The organism is Kocuria varians, from assembly GCF_006539885.1.
Lineage (GTDB): Bacteria > Actinomycetota > Actinomycetes > Actinomycetales > Micrococcaceae > Kocuria > Kocuria varians.
This window is the reverse complement of sequence record NZ_BJNW01000028.1, coordinates 16,610-27,362: the sequence shown is the minus strand read 5'-3', so window position 1 is coordinate 27,362 and position 10,753 is coordinate 16,610. Positions and strand designations below refer to the sequence as shown.

Sequence of the window (10,753 nt, the reverse complement as noted above, 5' to 3'; positions counted from 1 at the left end):
GCTTATTGAATTATCTGGTGTTATTAGGTGTCATGGCTGGGGTGCTGCCGCCGCGTCTCCCGGGTCGAGCTGAAGCACGAAGGAGCTTGTGCACCTATTATCATAAATTATATGTTTAATTAAGTGAATAATCTACATGCTTCGTCCCGCCGCAGGGCCAACCGTTCCGCTCTCTTCTCCGGTCTCGCGCTGACCGGGATGGGGGTGCTGCACCTCGTCCGCCCGGAGAAGTTCGATCCGCTGATCCTCGAGCAGCTGCCCGGGACCCCTCGACAGTGGTCCCTCGGTTCGGGCTACGCGGAGCTCGCCGTCGGCGCGCTGCTGCTCGTCCCGGCCACGCGACGCATCGGCGGCGCTGCGGCCGCCGCGCTGTTCGTGGGCGTGTGGCCCGGCAACGTGAAAATGGCGTGGGACTGGCGCCACGAACCCGCGTCCAGGCAGGTCGTGTCCCTGGGACGGCTGCCCCTACAGATCCCCATGATCGTCAGTGCCGTGCGGATCGCGCGCAACGCCTGAGTTGGCTTCCCGTTCCTCCTTCGAGAGGCGGATGGCCCAGAAGCCCGTGACGCTGAGGGCCACGATGCCCATGAATACCAGCAGGAGCACCAGGGGTTTCCCCAGCACCGCGCTGAGCGCCACAGCGAGCAGCACGGCAATCCATGCGGCCGAAACGGCGTAGAGGGCGGTCTTGTTGCGGATCGTCGGGGGTGTGTGAGCCATGCCACTAGTATCGACCACACGCCGTCGTCTCCGAGTGCGAGAGCTCCCCCCCAGCTGACCGAACCGTCCTTGGCGGGATCTCCTGGCCCTTCTCGTCGATGGCGTGTGCCTCTAGGGTGACAACCATGCGCATCGCACTCGGACAGCTCCTCAGCACGTACGACCCGCAGCAGAACCTGGACCGCGTCAGGGACCTCGCGCGCCGCGCGGGGGAGGACGGCGCAGAGCTCCTGGTGCTCCCGGAGGCCACCATGGTCGCCTTCGGCCGCGGCCTGCAGGGCGTCGCGGAGCCCCTGGACGGGCCGTGGGCCACGGCGGTCTCCAAACTGGCGCGCGAGCACGGCGTGGCCATCGTCGCGGGCATGTTCACCCCCGGTGACGAGGACCGTGTGCGCAACACCGCCGTGATCGCCCTCCCGGACGGCACCGTGCAGGGCTACTCCAAGATCCACCTCTTTGACGCCTTCGGCTTCCTGGAGTCGGACACCGTCATGCCCGGTGAGGAGCCGGTGACGTTTGACCTCGCGGACACCACCGTGGGCGTGGCCACGTGCTACGACATCCGCTTCCCCCGCCTCTTCACGCGTCTCGCGCACGACGGCGCCCTGGTCACCGTGGTCGTGGCCTCCTGGGGGGACGGCCCCGGCAAGGTCGAGCAGTGGGAGCTGCTGGCCCGCGCCCGGGCACTGGACACCACCTCCTACGTGGTGGCCGTGGGGCAGGCGAACCCGCTGGCCGCGGGGGAGGAGAACCCCGAGAACGCGCCGCGCGGCGTCGGCCACAGCCTGGTCGCCGGCCCGGACGGCGCCGTGCTGGCCTCCCTCGGGGACGGCCCCGACTACGCGGTCGTGGACCTGGACCTCGACGCTGTGGAGCGCACCCGCAAGGCCATCCCGGTGCTGCGCAATGCGCGCGAGCTCTAGGCCGGGCGGCGTCGCCAGCGAGTGTGCGCGCTGGGTGAACGGGCCCTGACAAGCCCGGAGGCCCGTGCCTACAGTGGAAGCAGAACACGTCATAAGCCCACTGACTTGTGCGCGTGCACTGCTGTTCCCCAGACATCCCGGAGGTCGCGACCATGACTGACAGCACCCAGAACGCCGCCCCGCTGCGCTTCGCCGTGGTGGGGGTGGGCCAGATCTCGCAGCAGGCCTTCATCCCGGGCCTGTCCCGGATCGACGACGCCGAGCTGGCCGCCCTGGTGACCTCCAGCCCCGAGAAGGCGGAGGAGCTGGGCCGCGAGTACGGCGTGGCCGCCTACTCCTACGAGGAGTACCCCGCGCTGCTGGAGTCCGGCGACATCGACGCCGTCTACGTGGCCACCCCGGTCTTCCGTCACCGCGAGTTCGCGGAACCGGCCCTGAAGGCGGGCATCCACGCGCTCGTCGAGAAGCCCCTGGAGACCACCGTGGAGGACTGCCAGGCGATGATCGACGCCGCGGAGGCGAGCGGCGCAACCTTCATGGTCGCTTACCGGCTGCACCAGGAGCCCGGAACCGTGGAGATGATCGAGAAGGTCCGGGACCAGAAGGTCATCGGGGACCCTCGCTACTTCTCCTCCGTGTTCTCCCAGGACATCACCGAGGAGAACCACCGCGGCCACTCCGGTTTCTGGGGCGGACCCATCCCGGACATGGGCACCTACCCGCAGAACATGGTCCGCAACCTGTTCCACGACGAGCCCGTGGAGGTCTACGCCAAGGGCGTGCGCACCCCGGGCCGCGGGTTCAACTTCGACGACACCGTGGCCGTGACCCTGACCTTCCCGGGGGACCGGCTCGCGCAGTTCACCATCTCCTACGCCTCCGAGTCCGCCGAGCGCTTCACCGTGGCCGGCACCGAGGGTGAGATCACCGCGGAGCCCGCGTTCGGGTTCGGCCCGGACACCGGCATCGAGTACACGCTCACCCAGGGCGGTTCCTCCGAGTCCTTCGCCCACGACCCGGTGGAGCAGTTCGGCGGCCAGACCCAGTACTTCGTGGACTGCGTCCGCAACGGGGTCTCCCCGGAGCCCAGCGGCGAGGAGGGCCTGCTGGACGTGCGCGTCAACGCGGCCGTCCTCGAGTCCCTGGAGACCGGCGCGCCGGTCACCCTGGAGCCCCGCCGCCGCGAGCGCGTGGTCACCTCCGAGCAGGTCCGCCGGGTCTCCCCGGCGGACGAGCCCGAGGACGACGAGCTCGTGGACCAGGTGCCGCAGAACGGCTGAGCCTCCCGCCGCTGCGCGCACCCGGACAACTCCTCCTTGGCCCCTTCGATGAACGGACGGTACGACCGTGACCCATCACTTCACCCACGAAACCCGCGTTCCCCAGCCCCGTGAGAAGGTCTTCGCGTGGCACGAGCGCCCCGGTGCGCTGACCCGCCTTACCCCGCCGTTCGGTGGAGGCCCCGACCAGGTGCGCCAGGCGCCCTCGGACGGGATCAAGCCCGGCTCGGAGGCGAGGCTGGGTGTCTCCGTGCCGGGGACGTTCGGCACGGTGCACCTGCCGTGGACCGCCGAGCACGGCGAGTGGGAGCCGCCCCACTTCTTCACCGACCGCATGGTCAACGGACCACTGGGGGAGTGGGAGCACCGGCACGTCTTCGAGGAGTCGCCGCGGGGAGGCACGGTCGTGCGGGACGAGGTGACCGTGCGCCCCCTGCCGCAGTGGGCGGGAAAGCTCAACGATCTCGGCGAGCGCGCCATGACCCCGCAGCTGGAGCGGATCTTCGCGTACCGGGACCGGCAGCTGCGGGAGGACCTCGCGTTCCACGACCAGCACGACGGTCCCCGCCTGACGATCGCGGTGGCCGGCTCCTCCGGGCTGGTGGGAACCCAGGTCTGTGCGCTGCTCGAGACCGGTGGGCACACCGTGCTGCGCATGAAGCGCGGGGCCACCACCGGTGAGGGCGTGATCGGCTGGGACCCGGCCCGGGGCTTGCTGAACCCCCGGGACCTGGAGGGGGTCGACGTCGTGATCCACCTGGGCGGGCAGAGCATCGTCTCGCGCTTCACCGAGCAGAAGAAGCGCGAGATCCTCGACTCGCGCGTGGACAGCACCGCACTGATCGTGCGAGCGATGGGCCAGCTCCCCGCGGAGAAGCGGCCGCGCGCGTTCGTGGTCTCCTCCGCCGTGGGTTACTACGGAACGGGCCGCGGAGACGAGGTGCTCACTGAGGACTCGAGTTCCGGCGAGGGCTTCCTCGCGGAGGTCTGCCGCGAGTGGGAGAGTGCCGCCCACGGTGCGGCGGCCCACGGCGTGAGGGTGGTCAACGTGCGCACGGGGCTGGTGCTCTCGCCATCGGGCGGTCTGCTCCGGGCCCAGTTGCCACTCATGGAGGCGGGCCTGTCCGGACCGCTGGGCGGTGGGAGGCAGTGGCAGAGCTGGATCGGGCTGGACGACATGGCCAGCGCCATCGCCCACCTCGCTCTCACCGAGGACGCGGAGGGGCCGTTCAACGTGGCGGCACCGAACCCGCAGCGGCAGAAGGACTTCGCCAAGACCGTGGCGGGAGTGCTGCACCGGCCCGCCGTGGTCCCCACCCCGCTGGCCGGGCCGAAGGCGCTCCTCGGGGCGCAGGCCACCGAGGAGCTAGTGGCGGCCAGCCACCGGGTGGACGTCTCCAAGCTGCTGGGAACCGGCTACCGCTTCCGCCACGAGGATCTGCGCAGCTGCGCTGGGCACCTGCTGGGCCGCACCGGTTGAACCCGGGGCGGCCTGCGAGGGGCGGGGCTGGATTCGGTATCATGTTCTCGTGACATCTCACCACAACCGGCCCGCGGCGTACCTCGGTGCGCTCGCCTCGGCCGACGACAAGGAGTCGGACAGTCCCGGGCAGCGCCGCTGCTCCCCTGATCCCCTCCCCACAGACCCCTCGTCCTTCCTCCTGCTGAGCAGGGCCTCGAGCGGGGTGAGCCAGTGCTGAGCGCCTGGCTCCTGCTGCTCGTCTTCATCCTCCTGGTCCTCGCCAACGGCCTCTTCGTGGCCGTCGAGTTCGCCTTCCTCACCGTGGATCGCCAAGCCGTCCAGCGGGCGAAGCAGGCCGGCGACAAGCGCGCCGTCGTGATCGAGGAGAGCCTCAAGAAGACCTCCACCAACCTCTCGGGCGCCCAGCTGGGCATCACGGTCACGAGCCTCATGTCGGGTTACATCACCGGGCCGAGCCTGGGAACCCTCTTCGCCGAGGGCCTCGGCTGGGCGGGCGTTCCCGACGCCGTGGCGGTCGGAGTTGCCACGGTCGCCGCGTTCATCGTGGCCACCTTCAGCCAGATGGTGTTCGGCGAGCTCGTTCCCAAGAACTGGGCCATCGCGGACCCCATGCGCGTGACCCACGCCGTGGTGCTCCCGCAGAAGTTCTTCATGACGGTCTTCGGCTGGCTCGTGTCCATGCTCAACAGCTCCGCGAACTTGGTGCTCAAGGCGCTGGGCTTCACCCCCACCGAGGAGGTGGCCAACGCCCGCACGGCGGAGGAGCTTGCCTCCGTGGTGAGCCGTTCCGGGCGCGAGGGTACCCTGGACGCCGGCACCGCCGAGCTCGTGGCCCGCTCCATCGAGTTCGGCGAGCGCACCGCGGCGGACGTCATGCGGCCCCGTCCCCGCGTCACCTTCCTGAACGCCGAGGACACTGTGAAGCACATGCTGCTCACGGCATCGGAGACCGGGCACTCTCGCTTCCCGGTCACGGGCGAGACCGTGGACGACATCGTGGGCGTGGTGCACTACACCCACGCGCTCGCGGTGCCGTTCGACGAGCGGGGGGTCGTGCGGGTCGCGGATGTGTGCGTCCCTGCGGACGTGGTCTCCGAGTCCATGACCCTTGACCCGCTGATGCGCCAGCTGCGCGTGAAGGGCCTGCAGATGGCCGTGGTGGTGGACGAGTACGGCGGCACCGCCGGGATCGTCACACTGGAGGACCTCATCGAGGAGATCGTGGGCGAGATCGACGACGAGCAGGACACCCGCGTGCAGCGCTTCCGCCGCACGCGCGACGGCGGCCTGATGGTCTCCGGGCTTCTGCGCCCGGACGAGCTGGGCGACGTGCTGCGCGTCGACATGCCCGAGGGCGAGGAGTCGGACACCCTGGGCGGGCTCATGGCCGAGGAGCTGGACCGGCTGCCCCGGGTGGGAGACACCCTCACCGTGGAGGCCGTGGACCACTTCCACCGCGACGACGACGACCTCCCCACCGAGGCCGAGATCCGCCTGGACGTTGCCCGCATGGACCAGCACCGCGTGGACCGGATCCTGGTGCACCGCATCGGCGGCAACCCGGACGAGCGCGGCGGTTCGACCACCTCCACGGCGTGGCAGCCACACGGACGCCCCGACCCGCTGGGCGGGGACGGCCGGGAGCCCGAGACCGCCGAGGAGTTCCGCCTCTCGCAGGGCGACCGGACGGGGGCACCAGGCTTCCACCGTGACGAGGACGTGTCCGAGGTAGACCCCGGGGAGGAGCAGCGATGACCACGAGCACCGCCATCATCATCCTGATCCTGCTGCTCGCGGGGAACGCGTTCTTCGTGGCGAGCGAGTTCGCCGTGGTCTCGGCCCGCCGCGACCAGCTGGAACCGCTGGCTGCGCGGGGCTCCAGCTCCGCGAAGTATGCCCTGAAGGGCATTGAGAACGTCTCCACGTCCCTGGCCGCCACCCAGCTCGGCATCACCGCGTGCTCGCTGCTGATCGGCGCCGTGGGCGAGCCCGCGATCGCTCACCTGATCGAGGTCCCCATGGAGGCGGTGGGCGTCCCCGAGGCGCTGCTGCACCCGATCGCCCTGGTCATCGCGCTGCTGATCGTGACCTTCCTGCACATGATCCTGGGCGAGATGGTGCCCAAGAACATCGCCATCGCGGTCCCCAGCCGCGTGGCACAGGTGCTCGGCCCCGTGCTGCACGGCTTCGTGGTGGTCTTCCGCCCCACCATCTGGGTCATGAACGAGACGGCCAACCACCTGGTGCGCTGGCTGTTCAAGGTGGAGCCCAAGAACGAGGTGGCCTCCGCGTTCACCTCCGACGACGTGCGCGGGTTCGTGGCGGAGTCCGGGCGCGAGGGGCTGCTGGACAACGACGAGATCCGGCTGCTCACCGGCGCCCTGAACTTCGAGAACAAGACGGCGGCGGACGTGGCCCTGCCCCTGGCCGGCATGCGTACCGTACCGTTCGACATCACCGTGGCGGGTGTCGAGGATCTGTGCGCGGAGACGGGCTACTCGCGCTTCCCCGTGCGGGACGCGGACGAGCGGCTCATGGGCTACATCCACACCAAGGACGTGCTGGGCCTGCCGGAGACGGCGCGCGAGCAGTCGATCCCCCCGGCCATCGTGAGGCGCTTCGCCCGCGTGGCCCCCGAGGACAAGCTGCGCAAGGTCACCCGCACCATGCAGGCCAAGGGCGCGCACTTCGCGCTGGTGGGCCAGGTGGCGCGCGACTCCCGCACCTCGGACGAGTCCGTGTTCATCGTCGCCCTCGAGGACGTCCTCGAGGAGCTCGTGGGCGAGGTCCGGGACGCCACGAGCAAGCCGGCCGAGGACGGCTCTCAGGCCTGACGCCCTGAGCTGCCGGGGGCCCCGGCCACCGACGACGACGCCCCGCGTCACCTCTCCTTCTCGGGGACGGTGGCGCGGGGCGTTGCCGTGCGCGCTGCCGGTGGGCCGCGGCGTCGTCGGGCTCAGGAACCCGCGCCCGCCGCGGCGCCGCTCAGTGGGCGGCCCCGGCCGGGCGCTCCAGGGAGGCACCCTCGACGTCCACGTCCGGGACGATGCGGTCCAGCCACTTGGGGAACCACCAGGCCCTGGAGCCCATGAGGTGCATCAGTGCCGGGATCAGCGTCATGCGCACCACGAAGGCGTCGAAGAGCACGCCCGCGGAGAGCACGAAGCCGATGGACGCGATCATCGGCTCACCGCTGAACACGAAGCCCATGAACACGCCGGTCATGATCAGGGCGGCGGCCACGACCACCCGGGCGCTGTGGTTGAAGCCCACGACCACCGCGGTGCGGCCGTCCCGCCCGTGGCTGTACGCCTCGCGCATGGCCGAGACCAGGAACATCTGGTAGTCCATGGCCAGCCCGAAGAGGATCCCGACCGCCAGGATGGGCAGGAAGCTCAGGATGGGCCCGGGCTCGGTGACGTTGAACAGCGATCCCAGCCAGCCCCACTGGAACACGGCCACGGTGGCGCCGAAGGCTGCGAGCAGCGAGAACAGGAAGCCGATGGTTGCCGACAGCGGCACCCACACGGAGCGGAAGACCAGGATCAGCACGATCAGCGACAGCCCCACGACGATCCCCAGGTAGACCGGCAGCACGCCGAAGAGGTTGTCGGAGATGTCGATGTTCATGGCCGTCTGGCCGGTCACGCCGAAGGTCGCCTCACCGCGGGGAGTGTCCAGGTGCAGGTCCCGCAGGCCGTTGACCAGCTCGGTGGTGGACTCCGCGCTGGGGCCCTCGTCCGGGATGATCTGGTACAGCAGCATGGAGTGGTCCTTGCTGATGGCGGCGGGCACCACGGCGGAGACGTGCTCCTGCTCGCGCAGCTGCTCGCCCAGGTCCACCTGCAGGTCCTTGGCCTGGTCCTCGGTGGTGCCGTCCGGGAGGTACGCGGCCGCGACCACGGTCCCGTTGCGGCCCGCCCCGAACTTCTCCTCCACGGTCTTGTACGTCTTGTACGCACCGGAGTCCGCGCTCTGGCTGCTGCCGTCCGGCAGGCCCAGGCGCAGCTGGCCCATGGGAATCGCGATGATCCCGAGCACGGCCACGGTGGCCAGGATGGTCAGCACGGGCTTGGCGAGCACCACCTTCAGCCACCCGCGCGGGGTGACGTCCCGCTCCGCGGTCAGGGCGTGGGCGCGGTCCGCGGTGTGGTGCTCGTCCTCACCGGCCGTGACGGCGGCCTCGCTGCGCAACCGGGCACGGCGCTGGATGGCGTCCCACGCGCGCCGCGGCATCACCCGGCGACCGACCAGCGAGAGCATGGCCGGGGTCAGGGTGACCGCCACCGCCACCGCCATGACCACGGCGAACGCGGCCACGTTGCCCATCACCGACAGGAACGGGATGCCCACCACGTTCAGGGCGAGCAGGGCGATCACCACGGTGGTCCCGGCGAAGAGCACGGCGTTGCCGCTCGTGCCGGTGGCCAGCGCGATCGACTCGTGCATCCCCATGCCGCGGCGCAGGTTGTTGCGGTGGCGGTTGAGGATGAACAGCGAGTAGTCGATGCCCACCGCGAGGCCCAGCATGGAGCCCAGCGCGGGGGTCGTGGAGTTCATGTCCACCACGTCCGAGAGCGAGAACGCCCCCAGGTACGCGGCACCCACGCCCACCGTGGCCATGAGCACGGGCAGCCCGGCCGCCACGAACGTGCCGAGCATGATGAACAGGATGATCAGCGCGATCACCATGCCGATGAGCTCGGAGGTCATGCCCATCTCCGCGCGGCCCTCGAGGTTCTGGTCGAACTCGACCTCCAGGCCGTGCAGGTCCGTGTCCTGGAACGCGTTGCGGACCTCAGCGAGGGTGTCCGGGGAGACCTCGTTGATCTCCTTCTCGAACCGGACGCCGGTCAGCGCGGTGGTGCCGTCCTCGGAGATCGAGCGGTACTCGCTGGTCAGCGCCAGGGTGCGCTCGTTGCGCTCGAGAGTGGGGCGCTGCTCGTCGATCTTCTTCTTCTGCTCGTCCAGCTGCGCCTGCTGCTGGTCGATCTGCTGGGTGGCCGACGCCGGGGCGCCAGCGGGGATCTGGGAGCGCGCGGCGTCGATCTTCTGCTGCGCCTGCTGCAGCTGCTTCTCACCCTGCTCCAGCTGGGAGCGGCCGTCCTCGAGCTTCGCGCGGCCCTCGTCCATCTGCTTCTGCTGGGCGAACGGGTCCGTGGTGGACTCCACGCCGTCCACGCCGTCCGCCTTCTTCAGGGCGTCCGCCACCGCCTGCTTCTGCGGGTCGGTGATCCGGCTGCCGTCCGTGGTCTTCACGATGGCCTGGCCCATGCCGGCATCGGAATTGACGTCGAACGCCCCGGAGAGGTCGTCCTGGACCTGGGCCGCCTTGGTGCCCGGGATGGTGATGCTCTCGCTCAGCTCACCCTTAAACGCGAAGAACGCGCCGCCCAGGGCGAGCAGGATCACCAGCCAGGCGGTGATGACCACCCATGCCTTGCGGGCGGCGAAGCCACCCAGTCTGTAGAGGAATGTCGCCATGACTCACTTACCTGGTTCGAGGTCGGAGCGGCGCTGCCGTGCGGCGGCACCGGTGGTTCGGGGGACGGCTCAGAGGCTCGGTGCTCCGGCGTCCACTTGCTGGAAGGCCCACTCGACGTGGGGGAGGAGTTCCGCGGCTGCGGGGATGCGGTTCTTGAAGTCCGCGACCGTGAGGACGTCCCCGGGAATGCGGTGCAGGGTGACGCGGGCCAGCCCGAAGGCCACGGCCAGCGCCAGGTCCGTGAGGTAGAGCCGCAGCCGCAGCCGCTGCTCCAGGGTGAGCTCCGGGTGCTGCTCCTCGACCTCGCTGCTCGCCAGGGCACCCATGCTGGTCAGCGTGAGCACCACGTGGCGGGTGAGGATCTCCCCGGACTCCGGGGCCAGCGCCGCGGCCAGACGCAGGAAGCCCTGCAGGGCCTGCTGGCCGGAGGGCGTGTCCAGGTTCGCGAGGAAGCGCTCGCGCACCGCGGCGGGAAGCTCGGCCACGGGGGTCTGCGCGGGGACGTCCAGGCCGCTGAACAGGGGAGTGAGGTACTCCTCGATCCGCGTCAGGGCGGTGTCCTCGATGCTGTCGAAGTGGTTGAAGACGGTGCGCTCCGAGACCCCCGAGCGGCGGACCAGGTCCTTGGTGCGCAGTCCGGCCAGTCCGTTCTCCAGCACGAGTTCCTCGGCCGCGGCGAGGATGTCCCGGCGCGTGGAGGCACGGCGGCCGCCCCGCCCGTCCCCGGTCTTCTCCGCCCGCAGGCACGCCCTCATCACGTTTCGACGATAGCCGCAAGCATGCAGTTTCTGCAAATACTTTCTGCGGCCCTGCGGCCCTGCGGCCCTGCGGCCCTGCGGGCACGCGGCTGCGTCGCGAGCTG

At 70.1% G+C, this 10,753-nt stretch carries 10 protein-coding genes; 7 read left to right on the top strand and 3 right to left on the bottom strand.

Features of this window, described 5'->3' with window-relative positions; genetic code table 11:
• Positions 1-198 precede the first annotated feature (198 nt).
• Entirely contained in the window at positions 199-516 is a 318-nt protein-coding gene (locus KVA01_RS12080) for a DoxX family protein (protein ID WP_233438876.1), read from the top strand.
• On the opposite strand, the gene KVA01_RS12075 is transcribed toward KVA01_RS12080, so the two are convergent.
• A complete protein-coding gene (locus KVA01_RS12075) occupies positions 466-720 on the bottom strand; it encodes a hypothetical protein (RefSeq protein ID WP_082810375.1) in 255 nt (84 codons plus the stop codon). The two genes, KVA01_RS12080 and KVA01_RS12075, sit on opposite strands and share 51 nt — an antisense overlap.
• A gap of 125 nt (positions 721-845) precedes the next feature.
• Between KVA01_RS12075 and KVA01_RS12070 the strand changes: the two genes are divergently transcribed.
• From KVA01_RS12070 to KVA01_RS12050, 6 genes are all read left to right on the top strand, one after another.
• A complete protein-coding gene (locus tag KVA01_RS12070) occupies positions 846-1,643 on the top strand; it encodes a carbon-nitrogen hydrolase family protein (RefSeq protein WP_068469756.1) in 798 nt (265 codons plus the stop codon).
• A gap of 152 nt (positions 1,644-1,795) precedes the next feature.
• Positions 1,796-2,923 (top strand): Gfo/Idh/MocA family protein, encoded by a 1,128-nt coding sequence (locus KVA01_RS12065; RefSeq protein WP_141270481.1) that lies wholly within the window; start codon positions 1,796-1,798, stop codon positions 2,921-2,923.
• Between the two features lie 67 nt (positions 2,924-2,990).
• On the top strand, positions 2,991-4,403 hold the full coding sequence (locus KVA01_RS12060; RefSeq protein ID WP_141270479.1) for a TIGR01777 family oxidoreductase: 1,413 nt from the start codon (positions 2,991-2,993) through the stop codon (positions 4,401-4,403).
• A gap of 49 nt (positions 4,404-4,452) precedes the next feature.
• A complete protein-coding gene (locus tag KVA01_RS12670; protein ID WP_156481210.1) occupies positions 4,453-4,623 on the top strand; it encodes a hypothetical protein in 171 nt (56 codons plus the stop codon).
• Positions 4,617-6,161 (top strand): hemolysin family protein, encoded by a 1,545-nt coding sequence (locus tag KVA01_RS12055; protein WP_141270477.1) that lies wholly within the window; start codon positions 4,617-4,619, stop codon positions 6,159-6,161. The genes KVA01_RS12670 and KVA01_RS12055 overlap by 7 nt, the downstream gene beginning before the upstream one ends.
• Positions 6,158-7,240, top strand: coding sequence for a hemolysin family protein (locus KVA01_RS12050; protein ID WP_141270475.1), 1,083 nt, complete (start codon positions 6,158-6,160; stop codon positions 7,238-7,240). Before KVA01_RS12055 ends, KVA01_RS12050 begins: the two co-directional genes overlap by 4 nt.
• Positions 7,241-7,391: 151 nt before the next feature.
• Here KVA01_RS12050 and KVA01_RS12045 read toward each other — a convergent pair whose 3' ends face one another.
• The gene (locus tag KVA01_RS12045; protein ID WP_068469767.1) at positions 7,392-9,890 is read right to left on the bottom strand and encodes an MMPL family transporter; all 2,499 of its coding nucleotides are present in this window, start codon (positions 9,888-9,890) and stop codon (positions 7,392-7,394) included.
• Between the two features lie 69 nt (positions 9,891-9,959).
• The gene (locus KVA01_RS12040) at positions 9,960-10,646 is read right to left on the bottom strand and encodes a TetR/AcrR family transcriptional regulator (protein ID WP_068469769.1); all 687 of its coding nucleotides are present in this window, start codon (positions 10,644-10,646) and stop codon (positions 9,960-9,962) included.
• Positions 10,647-10,753 lie beyond the last annotated feature (107 nt).

What these genes read in the sequence shown, in the direction of transcription:
- KVA01_RS12080 (WP_233438876.1), top strand. Translation starts at nt 199, where the DNA reads ATGGGGGTGCTGCACCTCGTCCGCCCGGAGAAGTTCGATCCGCTGATC.
- KVA01_RS12065 (WP_141270481.1), top strand. Translation starts at nt 1,796, where the DNA reads ATGACTGACAGCACCCAGAACGCCGCCCCGCTGCGCTTCGCCGTGGTG.
- KVA01_RS12050 (WP_141270475.1), top strand. Translation starts at nt 6,158, where the DNA reads ATGACCACGAGCACCGCCATCATCATCCTGATCCTGCTGCTCGCGGGG.
- KVA01_RS12040 (WP_068469769.1), bottom strand. Translation starts at nt 10,646, where the DNA reads ATGAGGGCGTGCCTGCGGGCGGAGAAGACCGGGGACGGGCGGGGCGGC.
- KVA01_RS12070 (WP_068469756.1), top strand. Translation starts at nt 846, where the DNA reads ATGCGCATCGCACTCGGACAGCTCCTCAGCACGTACGACCCGCAGCAG.
- KVA01_RS12045 (WP_068469767.1), bottom strand. Translation starts at nt 9,890, where the DNA reads ATGGCGACATTCCTCTACAGACTGGGTGGCTTCGCCGCCCGCAAGGCA.
- KVA01_RS12075 (WP_082810375.1), bottom strand. Translation starts at nt 720, where the DNA reads ATGGCTCACACACCCCCGACGATCCGCAACAAGACCGCCCTCTACGCC.